General features: G+C 63.4%; 22 protein-coding genes and 1 pseudogene. 14 read left to right on the forward strand and 9 right to left on the reverse strand.

Annotated features, from left to right (window positions below; genetic code table 11):
• Positions 1-64: 64 nt before the first annotated feature.
• Entirely contained in the window at positions 65-1,282 is a 1,218-nt protein-coding gene (gene argJ, locus AC3RCP_RS25005) for a bifunctional glutamate N-acetyltransferase/amino-acid acetyltransferase ArgJ (protein WP_053262401.1), read from the reverse strand.
• A 123-nt stretch (positions 1,283-1,405) separates the two neighbouring features.
• Positions 1,406-4,147: a preprotein translocase subunit SecA gene (gene secA / locus AC3RCP_RS25010; RefSeq protein ID WP_101338903.1), complete on the reverse strand. Its 2,742-nt coding sequence runs from the start codon at positions 4,145-4,147 to the stop codon at positions 1,406-1,408.
• Between the two features lie 306 nt (positions 4,148-4,453).
• On the opposite strand from secA, the gene AC3RCP_RS25015 reads away from it, so the two are divergent.
• On the forward strand, positions 4,454-4,909 hold the full coding sequence (locus AC3RCP_RS25015; RefSeq protein WP_007931160.1) for a DUF721 domain-containing protein: 456 nt from the start codon (positions 4,454-4,456) through the stop codon (positions 4,907-4,909).
• A gap of 15 nt (positions 4,910-4,924) precedes the next feature.
• On the opposite strand, the gene AC3RCP_RS25020 is transcribed toward AC3RCP_RS25015, so the two are convergent.
• Positions 4,925-6,412, reverse strand: coding sequence for a helicase HerA-like domain-containing protein (locus AC3RCP_RS25020; RefSeq protein WP_009045300.1), 1,488 nt, complete (start codon positions 6,410-6,412; stop codon positions 4,925-4,927).
• Between the two features lie 180 nt (positions 6,413-6,592).
• On the opposite strand from AC3RCP_RS25020, the pseudogene AC3RCP_RS25025 reads away from it, so the two are divergent.
• From AC3RCP_RS25025 to gpgF, 5 genes and pseudogenes are all read left to right on the forward strand, one after another.
• Positions 6,593-7,624, forward strand: a pseudogene (locus tag AC3RCP_RS25025) (HAMP domain-containing protein); the annotation flags it as partial.
• 93 nt (positions 7,625-7,717) lie between these two features.
• On the forward strand, positions 7,718-8,482 hold the full coding sequence (locus AC3RCP_RS25030) for a methyl-accepting chemotaxis protein (RefSeq protein ID WP_370686811.1): 765 nt from the start codon (positions 7,718-7,720) through the stop codon (positions 8,480-8,482).
• A 171-nt stretch (positions 8,483-8,653) separates the two neighbouring features.
• The gene (gene gpgS / locus AC3RCP_RS25035) at positions 8,654-9,775 is read left to right on the forward strand and encodes an N-acetylglucosaminyl phosphatidylglycerol synthase (RefSeq protein WP_101338905.1); all 1,122 of its coding nucleotides are present in this window, start codon (positions 8,654-8,656) and stop codon (positions 9,773-9,775) included.
• Positions 9,768-10,544: an N-acetylglucosaminyl phosphatidylglycerol deacetylase gene (gene gpgD / locus AC3RCP_RS25040; RefSeq protein ID WP_190304745.1), complete on the forward strand. Its 777-nt coding sequence runs from the start codon at positions 9,768-9,770 to the stop codon at positions 10,542-10,544. Before gpgS ends, gpgD begins: the two co-directional genes overlap by 8 nt.
• Positions 10,541-11,536: a glucosaminyl phosphatidylglycerol flippase gene (gene gpgF / locus AC3RCP_RS25045; protein ID WP_101338907.1), complete on the forward strand. Its 996-nt coding sequence runs from the start codon at positions 10,541-10,543 to the stop codon at positions 11,534-11,536. The genes gpgD and gpgF overlap by 4 nt, the downstream gene beginning before the upstream one ends.
• Here gpgF and AC3RCP_RS25050 read toward each other — a convergent pair.
• Positions 11,523-11,705: a hypothetical protein gene (locus AC3RCP_RS25050; RefSeq protein WP_101338908.1), complete on the reverse strand. Its 183-nt coding sequence runs from the start codon at positions 11,703-11,705 to the stop codon at positions 11,523-11,525. The genes gpgF and AC3RCP_RS25050 overlap by 14 nt on opposite strands.
• A 93-nt stretch (positions 11,706-11,798) precedes the next feature.
• Positions 11,799-12,647, reverse strand: coding sequence for a formyltetrahydrofolate deformylase (purU, locus tag AC3RCP_RS25055; RefSeq protein WP_007931173.1), 849 nt, complete (start codon positions 12,645-12,647; stop codon positions 11,799-11,801).
• Between the two features lie 338 nt (positions 12,648-12,985).
• Between purU and mvaT the strand changes: the two genes are divergently transcribed.
• Positions 12,986-13,360, forward strand: a complete 375-nt coding sequence (gene mvaT, locus AC3RCP_RS25060; protein WP_007931174.1) for a histone-like nucleoid-structuring protein MvaT — start codon at positions 12,986-12,988, stop codon at positions 13,358-13,360.
• Positions 13,361-13,465: 105 nt separating this feature from the next.
• Here mvaT and sbcB read toward each other — a convergent pair whose 3' ends face one another.
• The gene (gene sbcB, locus AC3RCP_RS25065) at positions 13,466-14,896 is read right to left on the reverse strand and encodes an exodeoxyribonuclease I (protein WP_101338909.1); all 1,431 of its coding nucleotides are present in this window, start codon (positions 14,894-14,896) and stop codon (positions 13,466-13,468) included.
• Positions 14,897-15,078: 182 nt separating this feature from the next.
• Between sbcB and AC3RCP_RS25070 the strand changes: the two genes are divergently transcribed.
• From AC3RCP_RS25070 to AC3RCP_RS25095, 6 genes are read left to right on the forward strand one after another with little or no spacing between them, the layout of a single operon-like run.
• Positions 15,079-15,801, forward strand: coding sequence for an RDD family protein (locus tag AC3RCP_RS25070; protein ID WP_009045307.1), 723 nt, complete (start codon positions 15,079-15,081; stop codon positions 15,799-15,801).
• Positions 15,798-16,775: a stage II sporulation protein M gene (locus tag AC3RCP_RS25075; RefSeq protein WP_101339480.1), complete on the forward strand. Its 978-nt coding sequence runs from the start codon at positions 15,798-15,800 to the stop codon at positions 16,773-16,775. The genes AC3RCP_RS25070 and AC3RCP_RS25075 overlap by 4 nt, the downstream gene beginning before the upstream one ends.
• Positions 16,762-18,300: a DUF4129 domain-containing protein gene (locus AC3RCP_RS25080; protein ID WP_101338910.1), complete on the forward strand. Its 1,539-nt coding sequence runs from the start codon at positions 16,762-16,764 to the stop codon at positions 18,298-18,300. Before AC3RCP_RS25075 ends, AC3RCP_RS25080 begins: the two co-directional genes overlap by 14 nt.
• On the forward strand, positions 18,297-19,460 hold the full coding sequence (locus AC3RCP_RS25085) for a DUF4350 domain-containing protein (protein WP_101338911.1): 1,164 nt from the start codon (positions 18,297-18,299) through the stop codon (positions 19,458-19,460). Before AC3RCP_RS25080 ends, AC3RCP_RS25085 begins: the two co-directional genes overlap by 4 nt.
• Entirely contained in the window at positions 19,457-20,482 is a 1,026-nt protein-coding gene (locus AC3RCP_RS25090) for an AAA family ATPase (protein ID WP_101338912.1), read from the forward strand. The genes AC3RCP_RS25085 and AC3RCP_RS25090 overlap by 4 nt, the downstream gene beginning before the upstream one ends.
• Before the next feature lie 13 nt (positions 20,483-20,495).
• Entirely contained in the window at positions 20,496-21,827 is a 1,332-nt protein-coding gene (locus AC3RCP_RS25095; RefSeq protein ID WP_492570799.1) for a DUF58 domain-containing protein, read from the forward strand.
• Positions 21,828-21,830: 3 nt separating this feature from the next.
• Here AC3RCP_RS25095 and AC3RCP_RS25100 read toward each other — a convergent pair whose 3' ends face one another.
• Together AC3RCP_RS25100 and AC3RCP_RS25105 are read right to left on the reverse strand one after the other, a co-directional pair.
• Positions 21,831-22,190, reverse strand: coding sequence for a PilZ domain-containing protein (locus AC3RCP_RS25100; protein ID WP_037035875.1), 360 nt, complete (start codon positions 22,188-22,190; stop codon positions 21,831-21,833).
• A 152-nt stretch (positions 22,191-22,342) separates the two neighbouring features.
• A complete protein-coding gene (locus AC3RCP_RS25105) occupies positions 22,343-22,717 on the reverse strand; it encodes a hypothetical protein (protein ID WP_007931190.1) in 375 nt (124 codons plus the stop codon).
• A 157-nt stretch (positions 22,718-22,874) separates the two neighbouring features.
• Here AC3RCP_RS25105 and pyk point away from each other — a divergent pair, with 157 nt between their 5' ends.
• Entirely contained in the window at positions 22,875-24,326 is a 1,452-nt protein-coding gene (gene pyk / locus AC3RCP_RS25110; RefSeq protein ID WP_007931191.1) for a pyruvate kinase, read from the forward strand.
• Positions 24,327-24,521: 195 nt separating this feature from the next.
• Here the strand turns inward: pyk and AC3RCP_RS25115 are convergent, their stop codons facing one another.
• Positions 24,522-25,271, reverse strand: coding sequence for an enoyl-CoA hydratase-related protein (locus AC3RCP_RS25115; protein ID WP_101338913.1), 750 nt, complete (start codon positions 25,269-25,271; stop codon positions 24,522-24,524).
• Positions 25,272-25,276: the final 5 nt, after the last annotated feature.

Genomic DNA, 25,276 nt, shown 5'->3' on the forward strand with positions numbered 1-25,276 from the left:
ATCGCGAGCAGACTCGCTCCTACACGTGATGCGTCGCGTCCATGTAGAAGCGAGTAACGGTGTATCAGGTACGGTATTCCGCGTTGATTTTCACGTACTCGTGGGACAGGTCGGTGGTCCAGATGGTTTCGCTGCAATCACCGCGTCCCAGCTCGATGCGGATGGTGATTTCTTCCTGCTGCATCACCGCCGCGCCCTGGGCTTCGGTGTAGCTGGCGGCACGCGCGCCACGGCTGGCGATACACACCTCACCGAGGAAAACGTCGATCTTGCTCACATCCAGGTCCGGCACGCCGGCACGACCGACAGCGGCCAGGATACGCCCCCAGTTCGGGTCGGAAGCGAACAGCGCGGTCTTGATCAGTGGCGAGTGGGCCACGGTATAGCCGACATCCAGGCATTCCTGGTGATTGCCGCCGCCGTTGACTTCGACCGTGACGAACTTGGTCGCGCCTTCACCGTCACGCACGATGGCCTGGGCCACTTCCATGCACACGTCGAACACCGCCTGCTTCAGCGCGGCGAACAGCGGGCCGCTGGCCTCGGTGATTTCCGGCAGGGCTGCCTGGCCGGTGGCGATCAGCATGCAGCAGTCGTTGGTGGAGGTATCGCCGTCGATGGTGATGCGGTTGAACGACTTGTTGGCGCCGTCCAGCAGCAGGTTCTGCAGCACTTCACGGGAGACTTTGGCGTCGGTGGCGATGTAGCCGAGCATGGTCGCCATGTTCGGACGAATCATGCCCGCGCCCTTGCTGATGCCAGTGACGGTGATGGTCACGCCGTCGTGCTGGAACTGGCGGCTGGCACCCTTGGGCAGGGTGTCGGTGGTCATGATGCCCGTGGCGGCGGCGGCCCAGTTGTCCACGGACAGGTCATCCAGTGCAGCCTGCAGCGCGCCTTCGATCTTCTCGACCGGCAGCGGCTCGCCGATGACCCCCGTGGAGTACGGCAGTACGGCGCTGGCATCGACGCCAGCCAGCTCGGCCAGCTTGGCGCAAGTACGGGTCGCGGCGGCCAGGCCTGGCTCACCGGTGCCGGCGTTGGCGTTACCGGTGTTGGTCAGCAGGTAACGCACAGGGCCCTGCACGCGCTGCTTGGCCAGGATCACCGGAGCGGCGCAGAACGCGTTCAAGGTGAACACACCGGCCACCGTAGAACCCTCGGCACAGCGCATGACCACAACATCCTTGCGCCCCGGGCGCTTGATGCCCGCCGAAGCGATACCAAGTTCAAAACCGGCAACCGGGTGCAACGTTGGCAAAGGACCAAGACCAACAGCCATGAATGCGCTCCTCTTTAACCTGATGTGTGCACCGCCATCGCAAAAGGCAGTGCGGCGAATGGAAAAACGCCGCGACGGCTGATGCCGGTCGCGGCGCGGGTATTTCAGTGTCTGGCGAAAATCTTAGTTGATCTGGCCGTGACAGTGTTTGTACTTCTTGCCCGAACCGCAGTAGCACAGTTCGTTGCGGCCCAGTTTCTGCTCGTTGCGTACCGGAGCCGAAGCCAGGGCCACGTCGACATCGACGCCCTCTTCCAGCGCTTCCGGCTGTTCCAGGCCCGGGGCTTCGGCATGCTCGAACTGCATGCGCTGGGCCAGTGCCTCGGCTTCCTGGCGCAGGCGCGCCTCTTCCTCGACCGGGTCCTCGCGGCGAACCTGAACGTGCGACAGCACACGGATCGAGTCGCGCTTGATGGAATCCAGCAGCTCGGAGAACAGGGTGAAGGACTCGCGCTTGTATTCCTGTTTCGGGTTCTTCTGCGCATAACCACGCAGGTGAATACCGTGACGCAGGTGATCCATGGTCGACAGGTGGTCTTTCCACAGGTCGTCCAGGACGCGCAGAACGATTTGTTTCTCGAAGGTGCGCAGTGCTTCGGCACCGGCCTGGTCTTCTTTCTCGTTGTACGCCGCCACCAGCTCGTTGAGCAGTTTCTCGCGCAGGGTTTCTTCGTACAGGTGATCGTCTTCGTCGAGCCATTGCTGGATCGGCAGGGACACACCGAAGTCGCTTTGCAGCGCAGCTTCCAGACCGGCCACGTCCCACTGCTCAGGCAGCGATTGTGGAGGAATGTGCGCGCTGACGGTGGCGTTGAGCACGTCCAGGCGGAAGTCGGAGATGGTCTCGCCGATGTTGTCCGCGGCCAGCAACGTGTTACGCATGTGATAGATCACTTTACGCTGTTCGTTGTTGACGTCGTCGAACTCGAGCAGTTGCTTGCGAATGTCGAAGTTGCGGCCTTCTACCTTGCGCTGGGCCTTTTCGATCGCGTTGGTCACCATGCGGTGCTCGATCGCTTCGCCGGACTGCATGCCCAGGGCCTTCATGAAGTTCTTCACCCGGTCGGAGGCGAAGATGCGCATCAGGCTGTCTTCCAGAGACAGGTAGAAACGGCTGGAACCGGCGTCGCCCTGACGACCGGCGCGACCACGCAGCTGGTTGTCGATACGACGCGATTCGTGACGCTCGGACGCGATTACCTGCAGGCCGCCGGACTCCAGCACTTGCTGGTGGCGCTTCTGCCAGTCGGCCTTGATCTGGGCAATCTGCTCGGGGGTCGGGTTTTCCAGGGAGGCGACTTCGACTTCCCAGTTACCGCCCAACAGGATGTCGGTACCACGACCGGCCATGTTGGTGGCGATGGTCAGGGCGCCCGGACGACCGGCCTGGGCAATGATTTCCGCTTCTTTTTCGTGGAACTTGGCGTTCAGGACCTTGTGCTCGATGCCTTCCTTCTGGAGCAGGTTGGACATGTGCTCGGAAGTTTCGATGGTCGCGGTACCCACCAGAACCGGACGGCCCTGGGTCATGCATTCCTTGATGTCGTTGATGATCGCGGCATATTTCTCGTCCGCGGTCAGGAACACCAGGTCGTTGTAGTCTTTGCGAGCCAGCGGCTTGTTCGGTGGAATCACCATCACCTGCAGGCCGTAGATCTGATGGAACTCGAACGCTTCGGTGTCCGCGGTACCGGTCATGCCGGACAGCTTGGTGTACAGACGGAAGTAGTTCTGGAAGGTGGTCGACGCCAGGGTCTGGCTTTCGGCCTGGATGTTGAGGTTTTCCTTGGCTTCGATGGCCTGGTGCAGGCCCTCGGACAGACGGCGACCCGGCATGGTACGACCGGTGTGTTCGTCCACCAGGACCACCTGGCCATCCTGGACGATGTATTCGACGTTGCGGTTGAACAGCTTGTGTGCGCGCAGACCGGCATAGACGTGGGTCAGCAGGCCCAGGTTGTGCGCCGAGTACAGGCTCTCGCCTTCAGCCAGCAGGCCGACCTGGGTCAGCATCTCTTCGATGAACTGGTGACCGGCTTCGTTGAGTTCGACCTGACGGGTCTTCTCGTCGACGGTGAAGTGACCGGCTTTGGTGACCTCGCCTTCCACTTCCTCGACGTGCAGCTCAAGGCGCGGGATCAGCTTGTTGATTTCGGTGTACAGACGGGAACTGTCTTCAGCCTGGCCGGAGATGATCAGCGGGGTACGGGCCTCGTCGATCAGGATCGAGTCGACTTCGTCGATCACGGCAAAATTGAGCTCGCGCTGGAACTTGTCTTCCATGCTGAAAGCCATGTTGTCGCGCAGGTAGTCGAAACCGAATTCGTTGTTGGTGCCGTAGGTGATGTCGGCGGCGTAGGCGGCACGCTTCTCTTCCGGCGGCTGGAACGGCGTGACCACGCCGACCGTCAGGCCGAGGAATTCATAGAGCGGGCGCATCCAGTTGGCGTCGCGGCGGGCCAGATAGTCGTTCACCGTGACCACGTGCACGCCCTTGCCGGACAGCGCGTTGAGGTAAACGCCCAGTGTTGCCACCAGGGTCTTGCCTTCACCGGTACGCATTTCGGCGATCTTGCCTTCATGCAAGGTCATGCCGCCGATCAACTGTACGTCGAAGTGGCGCATACCCATGACCCGCTTGCCGGCTTCGCGGGCGACCGCAAAGGCTTCGGGAAGCAGTTTGTCGAGGGTTTCACCTTTGGCTATGCGGGCCTTGAACTCTTCGGTCTTGGCGCGCAACTGATCGTCCGAAAGGGCCACCATTTGCTCTTCGAAGGCATTGACGATCTGTACCGTCTTGAGCATGCGTTTGACTTCACGCTCGTTCTTGCTTCCAAAAAGTTTCTTTAACAAAGGCGCAAACATATCGGCAGGATCTTCCACACATAGGGATGGAGGGCGGCCCCGTGAGTCGCCCGTGCAGCCCTCATGGCCGCATGCGAACGAGCATTCTACCCGGAAACGATGGTGAGGAAAGTGGCGTTATTCCACGATGCTGGTACAGCGCTGTGACGGGGCTCACTTACAATAAGGCCTTTTGCGCCAGTTTCAACCCGGACGAGTACGAAGTTAACCATTGATTTAATGGATAAAGCGCAGCCGCAGCGATGAACGAGGTCCGGCCAGCGCTTTCTGCTACCATGGCGGCTCTGTAACTTCAGGTGTCTGATCATGGCATTTCGCCCTCTTACGGCCAGAGCACCCGCCGTACTCCTTCGCGAAGCCAAGCCTCTCAAAGCCATACTCGGCCACGCCCAGCGCCTGGCGCATTTGCAGCGTCTGCTGGAAAGCCAGCTGCAACCGGCCGCGCGCGAGCACTGCCATGTCGCCTCCTGGCGTGAAGGCAGCCTGCTGCTGATCGTCACCGACGGCCACTGGGCGACGCGCCTGCGTTATCAGCAAAAACGCCTGCAACGTCAGCTTTTGGAGTTCAATGAGTTCAATAATCTGACGCGGATCCTGTTCAAAGTGCAGCCTCCCACCGTGCAACGCGGCGCAGCCGGCCACACCATGGACCTGTCGAGCAACGCCGCCGAGACCATTCAAGCCACCGCCGACGGCATCACCGATCCCAACCTGCGCGCTGCCCTGGAGCGCCTGGCCAGCCACGCCAAACCACGGGCGTAACTGGCCAGCCGCCGATCAGCGGCGCTTGCTGCCACCCAGTAGAGACCCCATCAACCCGCGCACCAGTTGCCGGCCCAACTGATTGGCGGCCTGACGCATGGCGGACTTCAGGGCCTGACCGGCGGCAGTGCCGAGGAACTCGCCGGCCCGATCGGTAAAGCTCGGCTCCTCCGCGGCCGGTTTGCCCGGCGCAGCCTCGGCCTCTGGTGCCAGGCCCTTGCGCCCCATCAGCACTTCATAGGCCGACTCGCGGTCGACCGGTTTGTCATAGCGGCCGACCAACGGTGAACTGTTGATCAGCGCAGTACGTTCGGCCTCGGTCAGCGGCCCGATGCGCGATTGCGGCGGTGCCACCAGCACTCGCTGGACCATCTCCGGCGTGCCTTTTTCCTGCAGGGTACCGACCAGCGCCTCGCCGATCCCCAGCTCGGTCAACACCGATAGCGCATCGAACGCCGGGTTCGGCCGGAAGCCGTCCGCCACCGCGCGCAAGGACTTCTGTTCCTTGGCGGTAAAGGCCCGCAAGCCGTGCTGGACGCGCAGCCCCAGTTGCGCCAGCACGTCGTCCGGCAAGTCGCCTGGCGACTGGGTGACGAAGTACACGCCCACGCCTTTGGAGCGAATCAGCCGCACCACCTGTTCCAACCGGTCCTGCAACGCCTTCGGCGTGCCGGCGAACAGCAGGTGGGCCTCGTCGAAAAACAGCGCCAGCAGCGGCTTTTCCGCATCGCCGCGCTCCGGCAGTTGCTCGAACAGCTCGGCCAGCAGCCACAACAGGAAGGTCGCATAGACCTTGGGCGCCTCGTGCACCAGGCGACTGGCGTCGAGCAGATGGATCCGCCCGCGCCCGTCACTGGCCGGCTGCAGGATGTCTTCCAGTTGCAGGGCCGGCTCGCCGAACAGGGCTTCGGCGCCCTGCTGTTCCAGGGTCGCCAGGCGCCGCAGCAAGGCCTGGCTGGAGCCGGTGGTCATCAGCGCCGCGTCATCCCCCAGCAACTGCGGGTTGTCCTTGAGGTGGTTGAGCAACGCCTTGAGGTCTTTCAGGTCGAGCAGCAACAGCCCTTCGCGGTCGGCCACCTTGAATGCCGCGTACAACGCCGATTGCTGGCTGTCGGTCAGCTCCAGCAGGCTGCCCAGCAGCAGCGGGCCCATTTCACTCAGGGTAGTGCGCAGCGGGTGCCCGGACTGCCCGTGAATGTCCCACAACGTGACCGGATAAGCCTGGGGCTTGTGGTTCAGCCACGGCATCCCGGCAATACGTTCGGCGACCTTGCCCTGGGGATTGCCCGCGGCGCCCAAGCCACACAGGTCACCCTTGATGTCCGCGGCGAACACCGCGACACCGGCATCGCTGAACGCTTCCGCCAGTCGCTGCAAGGTGACGGTTTTCCCTGTCCCGGTAGCGCCTGCCACCAGCCCGTGACGGTTTGCCAGGCGCATGGCCTGGGCAATCGGTTGCCCCGCGAGATCGGCACCGATAACGAGTTGCGATGAATCCGGCATTTTGTCACCCATGGTTAATCTTTAGCCTTGACCGGCCGATAGATCAGAAAAGACTGAAAAATAGTTCAGATAATTCCCCAAGGAGAGGTGGAAATATCAACTTACTTTCAACCCCGCCCATTTTGCGCGCTTTTATAAGAGCACGCTCGTGACATTAAGACCTAGCGGACACCACAAGCCATGAACAAAAACCTGCGCTTCAGCCATAAAATCCTGCTTGCCGCCGCCCTCATCGTTATTGCCGCCTTCGCTTCCTTCACGCTGTACAACGACTACTTACAGCGCAACGCGATCCGCGAAGACCTGGACAATTACCTGCATGAAATGGGCGATGTGACCGCCAGCAACATCCAGACCTGGCTCACCGGGCGCATCCTGTTGATCGAAAACCTGGCGCAAAACCTGGCGTTCGACCCGCAATCGACCAAGGTCGCCAGCCTGCTCGAACAGAAGGCTCTGACCTCGACCTTCATGGCCTCCTACCTGGGCGATGCCAGCGGCAGCTTCACCATCCGCCCGGACGCGAAGATGCCCGACGGCTTCGACCCGCGCGTTCGCCCCTGGTACAAAGGTGCCGAAAGCAGCAGCGGCTCGACCCTCACCGAACCCTATATAGATGCAGCCACCGGCCAGTTGATCATTTCCGTCGCCACCGCCTCGCGTAACGGCGGGCAGAGCATCGGCGTGGTGGGCGGCGACCTGAGCCTGCAAACCCTGATCGAAACCCTCAACGCCCTGGATTTCGACGGCATGGGCTATGCCTTCCTGGTCAGCGCCGACGGCAAGATCCTGGTGCACCCGGACAAGGCGCTGGTGATGAAGAGCCTGAGCGAGGCCTACCCGCAGAACACGCCACGCATCAATGGCGATTTCAGCGAAATCGAAGTCGAGGGCAAGACCCGCATCGTCACCTTCACCCCGATCAAGGGCCTGCCGTCGGTGAACTGGTACATCGGCCTGTCCGTGGACAAGGACAAGGCGTTCTCGATGCTCAGCGAGTTCCGCGCTTCGGCCATCATTGCCACCATCATCGCCGTGGCCATCATCATCGCCCTGCTGGGCATGCTGATCCGGGTGCTGATGCAGCCCCTGCATGTCATGACCCGCGCCATGCAGGACATCGCCGACGGCGAAGGCGACCTGACCCGCCGCCTGACCATCCAGAACCAGGATGAATTCGGCATCCTCGGCACCGCGTTCAACCGCTTCGTGGAACGCATCCACGGTTCGATCCGCGAAGTGTCGTCGGCCACCGAGCACGTCAACGAAGTCGCCCTGCGCGTGGTCAGTGCCTCCAATTCGTCGATGCTCAATTCCGACGAGCAGGCCAGCCGCACCAACAGCGTGGCCGCGGCGATCAATCAGCTCGGCGCCGCCGCCCAGGAAATCGCCCGCAACGCCGCCCAGGCCTCGCAACAGGCCAGCGACGCGCGCAACCTGGCCGAGGACGGCCAGCAAGTGGTGGACCGCAGCATCCTGGCGATGAACCAGCTGTCGGACATGATCAGCGCCTCCAGCAGCAACATCGAAACCCTCAACAGCAAGACCGTGAACATCGGGCAGATCCTCGAAGTCATCACCAGCATCTCCCAGCAGACCAACCTGCTGGCCCTCAACGCGGCCATCGAGGCGGCGCGGGCGGGCGAGGCCGGGCGCGGTTTTGCCGTGGTTGCCGACGAGGTGCGCAACCTGGCCCACCGCACCCAGGAATCGGCACAACAGGTGCAGACCATGATCGAGGAACTGCAGGTCGGCGCCCGCGAGTCGGTCAGCACCATGAGCAACAGCCAGCGCCACAGCCAGGACAGCGTGGAGATCGCCAACCAGGCCGGCGAACGCCTGAACAGCGTGACCCAGCGCATCGGCGAGATCGACGGCATGAACCAGTCCGTGGCTACCGCCACCGAGGAACAGACCTCGGTGGTGGAGTCGATCAACATGGACATCACCGAGATCAACACCCTGAACCAGGAAGGGGTGGAAAACCTGCAGTCGACCCTGCGCGCCTGTTCCGACCTGGAGCAGCAGGCCGCACGCCTGAAACAACTGGTCGGCAGCTTCCGTATCTGATCCCTTCAGCCATCCGGTGCCTGGACAAAACTCAGGCACCGGACTGCCGACAATCCCTCCCGCATCCGCAGCAAACCGTTCATCCAGGCACATCGCCAACCGCCACGGCATCCCGACCGAACATCTATCCTTGATAAGGGTCAACCCTAGGGAGAACACCGGATCGGAGGGATGATCATCGTGCATATCGCTGACATAACCATGTTCTACGCCCCTGCCAGCGGTGGCGTGCGCACTTATCTGGACGCCAAGCATCGTCGCCTGGGACGCCAACCAGGAATCCGCCACAGTTTGCTGATCCCCGGGGCCCACTTCAGCGAACGCGACGGTATCTATAAAGTCCCCGCTCCCGCCCTGCCCTTTGGCAAGGGCTACCGTTTTCCCCTGCGCCTGGGGCCCTGGCGCAATATTCTCCATGACCTGCAACCGGACCTGATCGAAGTCGGCGACCCTTACCTCACCGCCTGGGCGGCCCTGGATGCGCGGCGCCAGCTGGACGTACCTGTGATCGGCTTTTATCACTCGGACCTGCCGCTGCTGGTCAGCAACCGCATGGGCCCCTGGTTCACTCCGAATGTCGAGGCCTACGTGCGCAAGCTGTACGGCAACTTCGACCGGGTCCTGGCCCCCAGCCAGGTCATGGCCGACAAACTGATCGGCCTGGGCGTGCGCAACGTCTATGTGCAGCCGCTGGGCGTCGACCTGCAGACCTTCCACCCGAGTCATCGCGACCCTGCCCTGCGCACCGAACTGGGGATTGCCGAAGACAGCCGCCTGCTGATCTTTGCCGGTCGCGGTTCCAAGGAAAAGAACCTGCCGGTGTTGCTCAACTGCATGCAGCGCCTGGGCAAGCGCTACCACCTGCTGCTGGTGGGCTCGGCCATGCCGACCGCCGTGTCGGAGAACGTCACGGTGATCGACGAGTTCTGCCCGGCCCCTCAGGTCGCCCGGCTGATGGCCAGCGCCGATGCCCTGGTTCACGCCGGGGACCAGGAAACCTTTGGTCTGGTGATCCTCGAAGCCATGGCCAGCGGCATTCCCGTGGTGGCGGTGGCCGCCGGGGCCTTCCAGGAAATCGTCACCGCGGAAGGCGGCTTGCTCTGTGCGCCGAACAATCCGCTGGCGATGGCCCATGCCGTGCAGGAGCTGTTCGCCCAAGGCTGCGCCGAGCGGGGCCAACGGGCGCGCCGCCATGTCGAACGTTATTACGCCTGGGATACGGTGGTCGCCAGCCTGCTGGAGCACTATCGCGCCGTGCTCGGCACCCAGCAGCCGATGCTGGCCCATGGTTGAGTCCGCCGGGGTGCCCAGCGTGCTGCTGGTATTGCACGATGTCGCGCCACAAACCTGGATCGACTACCAACCCTTCGTCGAAACCGTCGACGCCATGGGCAATGTGCCGATGACCTGGCTGGTGGTACCGGATTTTCACCGGCACAACCCGCTCGATGCTCATCCCGGCTTTCGCCGGCTGCTCAGCGCGCGCCTGGAACGCGGCGACGAACTGGTGCTGCACGGTTACTTCCATTGCGACGAGGGCCCGCCACCGCGCACCCCGTATGACTGGTTCATGCGTCGCGTGTACACCCATGAGGGTGAGTTCTACAACCTCTCGGAAAACGCCGCCCTGGCACGCCTGCATGCCGGCCTGGAATTGTTCCAGCGTTACAACTGGCCCTTGCAAGGGTTCGTCGCCCCCGCCTGGCTGATGAGCCCGGGTACACGCCAGGCCCTGCGCCAACTGCCCCTGCGCTACACCAGCGGCCCGCAGCATCTGTACCGGCTGCCGGACTTCTCGCCGATCGCCGCCCCCGGCCTGGTGTGGAGCGCCCGCAGCGCCTGGCGCCGAACAGCCTCCCGGCTGCTCAGCCTGCAACGCGAACGACACTGGCAGCAGGCAGCGGTGATTCGCCTCGGCCTGCACCCGGTGGACATGCGTCACCCCGACTCGCGCCAGTACTGGCTGGACACCCTCGAACGCCTGCTGGAGCAAGGACGCCAGCCACTGACCAAGGCCGACTGGCTCGACACCCAGCCTCCAAGGGCGCGCGGTACCCCATGAGCCGGGCGATCTGGCTGGCCATGGCCTTGCTGGCGGCGATCCTGGTGCCGCTGCTGCTGGGCGGCGGCGAACTGTGGGGGCGGGTCCAGCGTTTTTCCCTGCCGTTGCTGCTCGGCATGCTGAGCATGATCCTACTGTGCTGGATCATCAATTCGCTGCGCCTGAGCCTGCTGCTGGGCCGACACCGCGGCCAGCTGGGACGCTGGAAGAGCCTCGCGGTGGTGATGTCCACCGAGTTCGCCATGTGCGCCACGCCCGGCGGCAGTGGCGGCCCCTTGACCTTGATGGCCCTGCTGGCGCGTAACGGCGTGCGCCCGGCTCGCGGCAGCGCGGTGTTTGCCATGGATCAGCTGAGCGACCTGCTGTTCTTCCTCTGCGCGCTGCTGGGGATCCTGTTCTACGCGCTGTTCCAGAACCTCAGCCAGCGCCTGGAATGGCTGCTGGCCCTCAGCAGCCTTTCGCTGTTCGGCGGGTTATGCATCTGCCTGGCGATAGCCCGCTACCACCGTCGCCTGATCCTGCTCAGCGGCCATCTGCTTGCGCCCTTCAAGATTCGCCCCGCGACCCGTCGGCGCCGGGCGCGCAAATGGCTGCATTTCCTCAAGGCCTTCGGCGATAGCCTGAAACTGCCCTGGCAAACCCTGACGGGGGTCTTTGCCCTGACCTGCATGCATTGGGCGCTGCGCTACAGCGTGCTGTACCTGGCGTTGCGCGGGCTGGGGGTGGACCTGCAATGGGCCTGGACCTTTCTGATCCAGATGCTCGCCCTGAGCGCAGGGCAATTCAGCCTGCTGCCCGGCGGCGCGGGAGCGGCGGAGCTGACATCGGCGGCGCTGCTGGCGCCCATGGTGGGGAAGTCGACGGCGGCCGCGGCCATCCTGATCTGGCGGGCCGTTACCTACTATTTCTATCTGCTGGCCGGCGGGCCGGTATTCCTGATGATGGTCGGGCGCCCCTTGCTGCGCACCCTGATGAAGCTCAAGCAGGCTTAGGCGGCTCTGTATCCAGGGCATCCTGCTGCAACTGCTGCCACAACTCGGCGGCGCCGGGAAACTCGGTACCGTCCTCGACGCTCATATCGTCCGGGTCGTAACGGCTCAGGCAGCCCTCGCCGAGGGTGGCGGGTGCCTTGGATGTGGCTTTGTCCAGTGGATCACTCATCGGTCGATCCTCATGAAAAATCGCCGGACCCGGAGCTTGGATGCCCGGGCCCGGCGGATTCGATCAGAGCGCTTTTAATCAGAACACTCTGGATCAGAACACGACAGTCTTGTTGCCGTGCACCAGCACGCGGTCTTCCAGGTGGTAGCGCAGGCCGCGGGCCAGGACCATCTTCTCGACGTCACGACCGAAACGCACCATGTCTTCGATGCTGTCGCTGTGGCTGACACGGACCACGTCCTGCTCGATGATCGGGCCGGCATCCAGCTCTTCGGTCACGTAGTGGCAGGTCGCGCCGATCAGCTTCACACCACGCAGGGAAGCCTGGTGGTAAGGCTTGGCGCCGACGAACGACGGCAGGAAGCTGTGGTGAATGTTGATCACCTTGTGCGCGTATTCGCTGCACAGTTCCGGCGGCAGGATCTGCATGTAGCGCGCCAGCACCACCACTTCGGCGTCGTGCTGCTTGACCAGGCGCGAGACCTCGGCGAACGCCGGCTCCTTGTCCTGAGGGTTGACCGGCACGTGGTAATAAGGAATGCCATGCCACTCGACCATGCTGCGCAAGTCATCGTGGTTGGAAATCACACAGGAGATCTCGCAGTCGAGTTCGTCGCTGTGCCAGCGGTGCAACAGGTCCGCCAGGCAGTGGGACTCGCGACTGGCCATCAACACCACGCGTTTCTTCTGCGCGGTATCGGTGATGCGCCAGTCCATCGAGAACTCTTCGGCAATCGGCGCAAAGGCTTCACGAAAGGCTTCAAGGCCGAACGGCAAAGAGTCGGCACGTATTTCGTGACGCATGAAGAACCAGCCACTCAGGTCATCCGAGTGGTGACTGGCTTCGGTGATCCAGCCGTTGTGGGACGCCAGAAAGTTACTGACTTTGGCAACGATGCCAACGCGGTCCGGGCAGGAAATCACCAACCGAAAAGTGCGCATGAGGGGGAAACTCCAGAACTTCGCAAAGGCCGCCATTCTAGCGATTGCGCGACAAAACTGCAGTATTCGTGATGTCGGAATCCGATTCCTCTGACCAGCCTGTAGGGCTCATGCCCGATGCGAGAGGGGAATCAGTCACACTTGGAAATAGTCCTATAACTTTGTGGGAAATAGTCGTACGGACTCGTTCACAATATTTAACTCATCAATCAGGATCTTTGCTAAACACTCTAATCAAATTAAATAAAAGCCGGCTTTATTGTTTACTTGAGGAAACTGCCTGACTATTATTACGCCACTGTCACCTGCCACTCAGCACTCAACATAAGGCAATTCTCATGTCCCTGATCAACGAATACCGCGCCACAGAAGAAGCTATCAAAGAGCTGCAAGCCCGTTTGAAGAACCTGTCGCAAGACGACAAACTGCAAGCCGAGCTGGAATTCGAAGGCAAACTGCGCGCCCTGATGGGTGAATACTCCAAGTCCCTGCGCGACATCATCGCGCTGCTGGATCCGGACTCGAAAGTTAAGGCGCCACGTGTTGCCGCCAAAACTACCGGCACCAAGCGCGCACGCAAGGTCAAACAATACAAGAACCCGCACAACGGCGAAGTCATCGAAACCAAGGGCGGCAACCACAAAACCCTGAAAGAGTGGAAAGCCAAGTGGGGCGGCGACGTGGTCGAAGGCTGGGCAACCCTGCTGGGTTAAGCCGTACACCCGTCACAGAGGGATTTGCGACCTTATGAAAAAACGCCAGCTTGCTGGCGTTTTTTTTATTTCCGGCAAATACCCGAAATGTACTAAGCCGAACAATCAAAGCCCGAAACGCAGGGCCAGCGACCGGCTGTAATCCTGCCATTCATCCAGCACCTGACGCTGAATCGTTGTAGCACTCAGCCGTAGTTCGGCAGCCGCCTGATTGAAACTTTCCAGGGTATTGGGCGCTCCCCATTGCGGGTCGCACAGGCGCTGCTGACAGAATGACTTCCAGCGCTCTTGCTCCTCCCCGTTCAAGGTTTCAGGAAAGTTACGGGCGCGATAACGAAATAATAATTCAGGCAAACGTTCATCATCGAACGGCCATTGCTCTTGCCCTAAATGAAGCGGCTCGGCATTGCGCACTTGTTCGCATAAGCGTCGGTCGCGATCGCCGATAAAACCGTCGTACAACTGCTGCTCGGGATCGACGCTGGGGGCAAAATCCTCGCTGGCATAAATTGCCGCAAGTTTATCCCGCCAAACTTCTTGTGCGTCACTTAGCCGCAGCGTCCGGGCCTTATATTCCGCCATGTCCAGTTGCAAACGCTGCTGGTCCTCGCCACGCAATACATTCAGCGGCGCGACGACCGGGCAGCGGTTGATATGGATCAGCTTCAACGGCACCGGCAATTCGCCTTCGGCCAGGTCTTCGCGGCGGGTATACAAACGCTGGCGCAGCGTCTCGGCGTCCAGGTCGAGCAATCCCTGTGGGTCCAGGTGCAGGTCACAAACAATCAGGGCGTTGCGGTTGCGCGGATGCCAGGCCAACGGCAGGACCACGCCGACATAACTGCGCGCCGCGGAAAAGCGTCCGGAAATATGCACCAGCGGTTGCAGCAGGCGAACCTGGTCCATGACTTTCTGCTTGCTGCGCAACTGGAACAGCCATTCATACAACTTCGGCTGCTTGTCCCGAATCAACTTGGCCAAGGCAATAGTGGCGCGGACATCGGAGAGTGCTTCGTGGGCATGCCCGTGATCGATGCCATTGGCGGCGGTCAGGCGCTCCAGCTTCAGGGTCACCCGCCCCTCCTCGTCCCGCGGCCAGACAATCCCTTCCGGGCGCAAGGCATAGGCAGTGCGCACCACATCGATCAGGTCCCAGCGGCTGTTGCCGCCTTGCCACTCGCGGGCATAAGGGTCGAAGAAATTCCGGTACAGGCTGTAGCGGGTCATCTCGTCGTCGAAGCGCAGGGTGTTGTAGCCGGCGCCACAAGTGCCCGGTGCCGCCAGCTGGGCGTGCACCCGGGTCATGAAATCGGCTTCGCTCAGCCCCTGTTCGGCCAGCCGGCCCGGGGTAATGCCGGTGATCATGCAGGCCGCTGGATGGGGCAGGATGTCGTCGCTGGGCTGACAGTAAAGATTGACCGGCTCGCCGATCTCGTTGAGTTCGAAGTCGGTGCGAATCCCCGCCACCTGCAACGGCCGATCGCAGCGCGGGTTGATGCCGGTGGTTTCGTAGTCGTACCAGAAGATGGAAGTCACGGGCTGTTCCTGAGCAAAAGACCGGCAAAGTCTAGGCGCTTGGCACCAGCCGCGGCCAGCCTTGTGATGATTCAAGGGTAACGGCGCACGTCACGCAGCACAGTTAATGATGTCGTTCGCCCCTCCGACACTGCTAGCATCAGGCGGTCATCCATCGCCACCAGGCCAGCCTCAAGTTGCCTATGCTCGAGACGACAGCACTGCCAGGGAAAGCATTGCCCCCGCCACTGGACACCCGCTACCAGGTCGAAACGCCAGAAGGCATCGACCTGCCGCTGCGGCCGGCGGGGCTGATGTCGCGCGCCCTGGCCTTTGCCATCGACCTGGGCTTTCGTGGCCTGATCCTCGGCGTGCTGTTTATTGTCCTGGGGTTTCTCGGCCAGCTCGGCATGGGGCTGGGCTCGATCCTGCTGTTTCTGGTCAGTTGGTGGTACATGGTGCTGTTCGAGGTGTTGAATCAGGGCTGCTCGCCAGGCAAGCAGCTGATGGGCCTGCGGGTCGTGCAGGACGATGGCACGCCCATCGGCTGGGGCCCTTCCCTGACCCGCAACCTGCTGCGTTTTGTCGACATGCTGCCGTTCGGTTATTGCCTCGGCGCCATCAGTTGCCTGCAGCACCCGACCTTCAAGCGCCTCGGCGACCTGGCCGCCGGCACCCTGGTGATCTACCGCGAGCAGCCGGTGGTTCGCCCGACCTTGCCGGCAGTGCCCGCCAGAACCGCCGCCTTCGCCCTGAGCCTGACTGAACAACGGGCCATCCTCAGCTTCGCCGAACGCCAGGAACAACTGTCCGCGGACCGGGTCCAGGAGCTGGCCGCCCTGCTCGCCGAACCTCTGCACGTAACGCCCGCGCAGGCCCGTGACGAACTCAATGGCATCGCCCGCGGACTGCTGGGGCCGACATGAAACAGAGCCTGTTCGAAAACCGTCATCACGCCTTGTGGCAGCGCCTGCGCGAACAGCTCGAACAACTGGAACGCGGCCAGGCGACGCCCGAGACCCATGCCCGTTTTCCCGAGGATTACCGCCGCTTGTGCCAACACCTGGCCCTGGCCCAGGAACGCGGCTACAGCAGCTTCCTGGTCGACCCGTTGCAACAACTGGCGCTGCGCGGCCATCAGCAGCTCTATCGCCAACGCAGCCCGTTGGGCGCCCGGGTCCTGGGCTTTGTCCTGGCCGGTTTCCCACAGCTCGTGCGCGAACAATGGCGCTTCGTCCTGGCCGCCAGCCTGGTGTTCTTTGGCAGCTTGCTGGGTATCGGCCTGCTGGTGTACCTGGTGCCCGAACTGATCTACAGCGTGGTCAGCCCGCAACAGGTGGCCGAAATGCAACGCCTCTACGATCCAGATGCCAGTCGCCTGGGCCGCCTCGCCAATCGGGCCGCCGGCGAAGACTGGATGATGTTCGGCTACTACATCATGAACAACATCGGCATCGCTTTTCAGACCTTTGCCAGCGGCCTGCTGTTTGGCCTGGGGAGCCTGTTCTTCCTGTTCTTCAACGGCCTGACCATCGGCGCGGTGGCCGGGCACCTGACCCAGATCGGCTATGGCGCCACCTTCTGGTCGTTTGTCGTCGGCCACAGTGCCTTCGAGCTCAGCGCCATCGCCCTGGCCGGCGCGGCGGGATTGAAAATGGGCTGGGCGCTGATCGCCCCCGGACGCCTGCCCCGCGGCGAAGCCTTGCTGCTGGCCGCGCGCACCAGCGTGCAGTTGATCTGCGGGGTCATCCTGTTCCTGCTGATCGCTGCCTTTATCGAAGCCTATTGGTCCTCCCTGACCTGGCCCGCGGCCTGGATCAAATACCTGGTCGGCGGCATCTGCTGGCTGCTGGTCCTGGCCTACCTGATATTCGCTGGACGCCGCCATGCGCCTGAGTGAAGCCAGCGTGGTGATTCGCCCGCGCACGACTTGGGAAGCCATGGACCTGGGAGTACTGCTGAGCCAGCGCCACCGACGCCTGCTGATGACCAGCTGGGCGCTGATCACGCTCCCGGTATTCGCCCTGCTCAGCCTGTTGCTCTGGGACTCGCCTACCCTCGCCCTGCTGCTGTTCTGGTGGCTCAAGCCGGCCTTCGAACGGCTGCCGCTGTACATCCTCGCCAAAGCCCTGTTCGGCGAAACCCCGACCTTGCGCCAGGCCCTGCGCCAATGGCCCAGACTGCTCAAGCCACAACTGCTGGCCAGCCTGACCTGGCGCCGCCTGAGCCTGAGCCGCAGTTTCATCATGCCCGTGGTGCAGCTCGAGGGCCTGAGTGGCGAGGCGCGCCAGCAACGGGTGCGGGTGCTGCAACAGCGCAATGCCGGGGCCGCGCACTGGCTGACCCTGATCGGCGTGCACCTGGAAGGCATCTTGTGGATCGGCCTGCTGGCGTTGTTCTATCTATTGCTGCCACAACAGATCGAGCTGGACTGGGACTGGCAGACGCTGATTGCCGCCGCCGAGCAGGACTGGCTCTGGCTCGAACACCTGACCAACGCTTTTTACGCGCTGGTCCTGATTGTCTGGGAGCCGGTGTACGTCGCCTGCGGCTTCAGCCTCTACCTCAATCGCCGCACGCTGCTGGAGGCCTGGGATATCGAACTGGTGCTGCGTCGCCTGCGGCAGCGCTTGAGTGGCGCCGCCCTGCTGCTGGTCCTGGGCAGCCTGAGCCTGCTGCCCATGCTGTCCGAGGCCTGGGCCGCCGAGCCGGCCACTGGCCCTGACAGCCCGCGCCTGCTGGATCAGCCGCTGACCAGCCAGGCCGCGAAAGACAGCATCAGCCAGATCCTCGACCAGCCGCCCTTCAAGAACCCGCAGACCGTGACCCGTTACCGGTTCGACGAAGACCGCCCGAAAAGCGCTGAACAATCTGAGATACCGGGCTGGCTCAAGGCCCTGATCGATCGGCTCGACAGCAGCGTCTTCGGCGCTGCGGCCAAGGCCCTGGAGATCCTGCTCTGGGCCCTGCTGCTGGGGGCGCTGGCCCTGCTGGTGTGGCGTCATCGTCAGTGGTTACGGGCCTTTGTCGGCCGCCGTCCGCTGCCGGGCAAGTTACCCGCGCGAGCCGCTCCGCACCAGCTGTTCGGCCTGGACCTCAGCCCCGACGCCTTGCCCGAGGATGTCGCCGCCGCTGCCGAGGCGCTCTGGCCACAGCAGCCACGCGAAGCCCTCGGGCTGTTGTACCGCGCGCTACTGAGCCGGCTCCTGCATGACTTCCGCCTGCCGTTGAAACCGGCGGACACCGAGGGCCAGGTCCTCGAGCAGATCAAGGCTTTGCAGTTGCCCCAGCTGCAGGCGTTCAGCAACAGCCTGACCCGGCACTGGCAGAACCTGGCCTACGGTCATCGCCTGCCTCCCGCGCAGTTGAAGCAGGAACTATGCGATGGCTGGCGCACCCTGTTCGGCCCGGGAGCCCCACGATGAACCGGCGCCTGCTGCCGCTGCTCGCGCTGCTGGTCGCTGGCCTGCTCGGCGGCTTGCTGCTGTACCTCTACCTCAACGCCCGGCCCTACCAGGAAACCATCGACCACGGCCCCTCCCCGCAAGCCCGCGCCAACCCTTACCTGGCGGCGGAAATGTTCCTGCGCCAGCGCGGCTTGCAGGTTCACCACGCCAACGGCCTGGAGGTGCTGCCGACCCTCAAGCCGCAGCAGAACAGCCTGTTGCTGCTGGGCGAGCGCTCGAACATGACGCCGCAGCAGGTCGAGCAACTGCTGGACTGGGCCAGGGCCGGCGGGCGCCTGCTGTTCGTCGCCGAAGCGCTGTGGAACAAAGAGGCCGGACGCAGCGGCGACCTGTTGCTCGATCGCCTGCACCTGCGCCAGTTTCTCAGCAAGGACCTCAAAGCCCCGCCGCCAGGCGCTGGCAAAGAGCCCTACCCGAAACTGACCAAGCTCTACCTGGAAGACCAAGACGCGCCGGCCTACATCGGTTTCGACACCGACTTCCACCTGGAAGACCCGGACAACCTCGCCCAGTCCTGGGCCAACAGCGCCCGGGCCACCCACATGATGCAACTGAGCTACGGCCAGGGTTCGGTGACCGTGCTCACCGATGCCGAGATCTGGAAGACGCCGTTGATTGCCAAGTACGACAACGCCTGGCTGCTCTGGTACCTGAGCGCCGACAGCGACGTCACCCTGCTGTTCGACACCGATCACGACAGCCTCTGGAGCCTGCTGCTGAAGTATTTCCCCCAGGCGCTGGTGGCCCTGGCGGCACTGCTCGGCCTGTGGCTGTGGCATGTAGGGCTTCGCCACGGACCGATGCAGGCCCCGATGCCCAGGGCCCGGCGCCAGTTGCGCGAGCACCTGCAAGCCAGCGCCCGCTTCCTGTTGCGCCACACCGGTCAGCAGGGGCTGCTGCATAGCCTGCGGCAGGACATCCTGCGCCGCGCCCAGCATCGTCATCCCGGTTTCGAACGACTCACCGCCGCCGAACAAGGGCAGGTCCTGGCCCGCCTTACCCGGCAACCGGACAGCGTCATCAGCCAGGCCCTGGCGCCCCAGCCGGCACAACGCCTTTCCAGCGCCGACTTCAGCCGCCTGGTCACCCACCTGCAAACTCTCAGGAATGCCCTATGAGCGACCTTCCCGCCGAACCGCTTCCCGCCACCGAGCCCGGTCATGCGCAAGCGCATGCCGTCCAGCAACGCCAGCGCGCCAGCCAGCTGGCCCAGGCCCTGCGCCACGAACTGCAAAAGGCGGTGATCGGCCAGGACGCGGTGATCGACGACGTGCTCACCGCCCTGATCGCCGGCGGCCACGTGCTGCTCGAAGGCGTGCCCGGGCTGGGCAAGACCTTGCTGGTGCGCGCCCTGGCCCGTTGCTTTGGCGGCGAGTTCGCGCGCATCCAGTTCACCCCGGACCTGATGCCCAGCGACGTCACCGGCCATGCGGTCTACGACCTGCAGACCGAGCAGTTCAAGCTGCGCAAGGGCCCCTTGTTCACCCACTTGCTGCTGGCCGACGAGATCAACCGCGCGCCGGCCAAGACCCAGGCCGCCCTGCTCGAAGCCATGCAGGAGCGCCAGGTCACCCTCGAAGGCCGGGCGCTGCCCATCGCCCAGCCCTTCATGGTCCTGGCCACGCAGAACCCGATCGAACAGGAAGGCACCTACCCGCTGCCGGAAGCCGAACTCGACCGTTTCATGCTCAAGCTGCGCATGGATTACCCAGACAGCGACCAGGAATTGAACATGGTCCGCCAGGTCACCCGCTCGCCCCGGGCCGACATGCTCGACGTGCAGCCGCTGCGTACCCTGCTGCAGGCCAAGGACGTGCTGGCCCTGCAGCGGATCGCCAGCGACCTGCCGCTGGACGAGCAGGTCCTCGACTATGCCGTGCGGCTGGCCCGGGCCACCCGCAGCTGGCCGGGGCTGACCCTCGGCGCCGGGCCACGAGCGTCGATCGCCCTGGTCCGTGGGGCCCGCGCCAGGGCCTTGCTGCGCGGCGGCGAGTTCGTCATTCCGGATGACATCAAGGGTTGCGCCCTGGCGGTGCTGCGGCATCGCGTGCGGATCGCCCCGGAGCTGGATATCGAAGGCTTGTCGGTGGAGCAGGTGCTCAAGCAACTGCTCGATCAAGTGCCGGCACCACGACTGTGAGCCCGCCAAAGCAATGAAACCCTCACGCCTGTTTCTGACCTGGCTCGGCGTATTGCTGGCGCTGGACGTGCTGCTCGGCGCCGCACGGGCCTACGGCCTGGTGGTCGCGGCCAGCCTGCAAGCGATCGCCTGGGGCCTGCTCCTGGCCCTGTTGCTGCTGGCCGTGCTGGACGCCTTCCGGCTCAGGCGCCTGCCTTCGCCCCAACTGCGGCGCCAGTTGCCCGGCAGCCTGCCCCTGGGGCGCTGGAGCGAAGTGCGCCTAGAGGTTCGCCACGACTTTACCCAACCGCTGACCCTGGAGCTGTTCGACCATGTGCCCGATGGCCTGGGCTTCGAATACCTGCCGCAGTCGCTGCTCCTGGAGCCGGGCCAGTCGCAGGAACTGGGTTATCGGGTGCGCCCGCTCAAGCGCGGCCATTTCAACTTCGAGCGCTGCGAGGTCAGCCTGCCCAGCCCGCTGGGCCTGTGGTCGGCGCGTCGGCTGCTGAAGCTCGACGACAGCACGCGCGTCTACCCGGATTTCGCCCGCCTCTACGGCGCCCGGCTGCTGGCCGTCGACAACTGGCTGAACCAGATCGGCGTGCGGCAAACGCCGCGTCGTGGCCTGGGCCTGGAGTTCAACCAGCTGCGTGAGTTTCGCGAGGGCGACAGCCTGCGCCAGATCGACTGGAAAGCCACCGCCCGGCAACGCACGCCGATTGCCCGCGAGTACCAGGACGAACGCGACCAGCAGATCGTCTTCATGCTCGACTGCGGACGGCGCATGCGCAGCCAGGACGGCGAACTGGCGCATTTCGACCACGCGCTCAACGCCTGCCTGCTGCTCAGTTATGTCGCCTTGCGCCAGGGCGACGCGGTGGGCCTCTGCACCTTTGCCGGCGAACGCCGCCGCTATCTGGCGCCGGTCAAGGGCGCGGGCCAGTTGAGCGCCTTGCTCAACACTGTCTACGACCTGGACAGCAGCCAGCGCTGCGCCGACTTCCAGGCCGCCGCCAGCGAGCTGCTGGCCCGACAGAAACGCCGGGCCCTGGTAGTGCTGGTGACCAACCTGCGGGACGAGGACGACGAGGAACTGCTGACCGCGGTCAAGCGCCTCGGGCGCCAGCACCGGGTCTTGGTGGCCAGCCTGCGCGAGGAAGTCCTCGATCAGTTGCGCCAGGCGCCGGTGCACAACCTGCCCGATGCCCTGACCTACTGCGGCACGATCAATTACCTGAATGCCCGCACCGACCTGCATGAACGCCTGAGCGCCCAGGGCGTTGCCCTGCTCGATGTGCGGCCGGGTGAACTGGGGGCGGAACTGGTGACCCGTTACCTCAGTTGGAAAAAGGCCGGGACGCTGTAGCGGTCAGGCGGAGGTCTGCACCGGATAGAAACTGAAGTAGCTGCGCAAGGCCGTCACCAGCTCGCGGTACTCGGGAGGCGAACGCAGCAGCACGAAGCCGGTGTCGTAATGATGGGGCGTGACATCTTCATGGCACCAACGGCAGGAGGCGGTGATCTCGATCGGTTGCAACTGGCCGTCGCGGCCGGGAACCTGCAGGCGCAACTCGAAATCGGCGCCGATCAGCATCGGCAACTGGCTGATCAACATAAAGCCATCTTCGGAAACGTTGCCCAGATAACCGATGGGTCGATCGGTCAGCCGATTGAAGACTTTCAAAAAACACGGCAACTGGTGCCGCTCGATCCGCCGGTCCGTGAACATGTCATGCATCGCTATTTAGGAAGGTCATTGCGCATCGTCGCGCCGAGGACTGTCGGCCCCGGCCGGCCCATTTTAGAAACAATACTCTAAAACAGGCCCACAGATGTTAGCTCAAGGCTCACGCGAGATCAGCAATAGCCTGATGACGAGTATTACAACGCGGTCGGACGCGCCTGAGCGCTGTTGCGCAAAGGGTAATGACCCAGTTGCTGCAGGGTTTCCAGGCGCGCGCGGGCGCGGTAGGCGTACTCGCTGTTCGGATGTTCGGTGATGATGTACTGGTAGGTCTGCGCGGCATCGAGGAACAGCTTCTGCCGCTCCAGGCACTGTCCGCGCAGCATCGATACTTCAGGCTGGATATAAGGGCGCGAGCGACTCGTGCGGTCGACCTGGCTCAGTTCGAGCATCACCCGTTCGCAGTTGCCGGCGTCGTAGGCGCGGTAGGCGGTATTCAGATGATGGTCCATCGACCAGCGGGTACAGCCGACAACACTGACGGCCAGGGCAGCAATGAGCACGAATCGCATGGGGGTTCTCCTGTCTTGTGCACGTTATCGACCCGCGTTGGAAAATCTTCAGGAATGTTCGTTTAAAGAAACAAACGAATAAGTAGTGCAAACGAACAATGACTACAGCTGCGGACCATAGTAGCCTCTCGTTGCGCTTGAACTCAGGAGTCTTTGCATGTCCGTCCGTCGTACCAAAATCGTCGCTACCCTTGGCCCGGCCAGTAACTCGCCGGAAGTTCTCGAACAGCTGATTCTGGCTGGCCTGGACGTCGCCCGCCTGAACTTCTCCCACGGCACCCCGGACGAGCACAAGGCTCGCGCCAAGCTGGTGCGTGACCTGGCCGCCAAGCATGGGCGCTTCGTCGCGCTGCTGGGTGACCTGCAAGGCCCGAAGATCCGTATCGCCAAATTCGCCAACAAGCGCATCGAGCTGAAGATCGGTGACAAGTTCACCTTCTCCACCAGCCACCCACTGACCGAAGGTACCCAGGACATCGTCGGCATCGACTATCCGGACCTGGTCAAGGACTGCGGCGTGGGCGACGAGCTGCTGCTCGACGACGGCCGCGTGGTGATGCGCGTCGACACCGCCACCAGCACCGAACTGCATTGCACCGTGACCATCGGCGGCCCGCTGTCGGACCACAAAGGCATCAACCGTCGCGGTGGTGGCCTGACCGCTCCGGCCCTGACCGAAAAAGACAAGGCCGACATCAAACTGGCCGCGGCCATGGACCTGGACTACCTGGCCGTGTCCTTCCCGCGCGACGCCGCTGACATGGAATACGCCCGCCAACTGCGCGACGAGGCCGGCGGCACCGCCTGGCTGGTGGCGAAGATCGAGCGCGCCGAAGCCGTGGCCAACGACGAAACCCTCGACGGCCTGATCAAGGCCTCCGACGCCGTGATGGTGGCCCGTGGCGACCTGGGCGTGGAAATCGGCGACGCCGAGCTGGTGGGCATCCAGAAGAAAATCATTCTGCACGCCCGTCGCCACAACAAGGCGGTGATCGTCGCGACCCAGATGATGGAGTCGATGATCCAGAACCCGATGCCGACCCGCGCCGAAGTGTCCGACGTGGCCAACGCCGTGCTCGACTACACCGACGCCGTGATGCTCTCGGCCGAATCCGCCGCCGGCGCCTACCCGCTCGAAGCCGTCCAGGCCATGGACCGCATCTGCATCGGCGCGGAAAAGCATCCGACCAGCAAGACCTCCAGCCACCGCATCGGCAAGACCTTCGAGCGCTGCGACGAGAGCATTGCCCTGGCTACCATGTACACCGCCAACCACTTCCCGGGCGTGAAGGCGATCATCGCCTTGACTGAAAGCGGCTACACCCCGCTGATCATGTCGCGTATCCGTTCCTCGGTGCCGATCTACGCGTTCACCCCGCACCGCGAAGCCCAGGCCCGCACCGCGATGTTCCGTGGCGTCTACACCATCCCGTTCGACCCGGCGTCCCTGCCGCCAAGCGAAGTCAGCCAGAAGGCCATCGACGAGCTGGTCAAGCGCGGCGTCGTGAAGAAAGGCGACTGGGTGATCCTGACCAAGGGCGACAGCTACCACACCACCGGCGGCACCAACGGCATGAAGATCCTGCACGTTGGCGACCCGATGGTCTGAGTCCCCTGACGCAACAATAAAGAGCCCCGCAGTGAAGACTGCGGGGCTTTTTCATGGGGGCACATTTATGGAACTCACGAACCTGTAGCCGCTACCGCCAGGCCTTCAGCGATCTTGAGACCTTACGCCCCTTCGTCGGAATGCCGCCCAAATCGATCGCAACCTTCGGTAGCGGCGACACGAGCGGTGCCGATTTCAGCTTTTAGCGAAAAAGCCCGACAAGGCCGCCAGCGCTTCCGGCGAATGCAGGCGCTGGGTGAACAGGGCGCCCTCCTCCTCGATCACCTTGCGCAGCTGTTCGCGATCGGGCGTGCGCATCAGCTGCTTGCTGATCTGCACCGCCTGCGGCGCCAGCTTCTCGAAACGCAGCGCCATCTCCCGGGCCTTGTCCAGGGTCGCCGCGCCATCGGCCAAGGCCAGGTTGGCAATCCCCCACTGCGCAGCCTGTTCACCGCTGAAACCTTCGCCCAGCAGCAACAGTTCGGCGGCCCTGGCCTGCCCGAGCAAGCGTGGCAGGATCAGGCTGGAACCGAACTCGGGGCACAAACCGAGATTGACGAAAGGCATGCGCAACCGGGCATCGCGGCTGACGTACACCAGGTCGCAGTGCAGCAGCAGGGTGGTGCCGATCCCCACGGCCGGCCCGGCAACCGCGGCGACCACCGGCTTGCGGCATTCGAACAGGCTGAGCATGAACTGGAAGACCGGGCTGTCGAGACCGGTAGGTGGCTGCTGGAGGAAGTCGGCAATGTCGTTGCCGGCGGTAAAGCAGTCGCTGCTGCCGCTGAGCAGTACCGCGCGGACCTCAGGGTCGGCGTCGGCTTGCCGCAGCCCTTCGGCCAGCTGGCTGTACATGGCCCGGGTCAGGGCATTTTTCTTGTCCGGGCGATTCAGGCGCAGGGTCAGCAGCCCGCCCTCGCGTTCAAGCAGGATGGTATCGGTCATGGGTG

The organism is Pseudomonas sp. GW822-FHT05A08 (assembly GCF_058800485.1).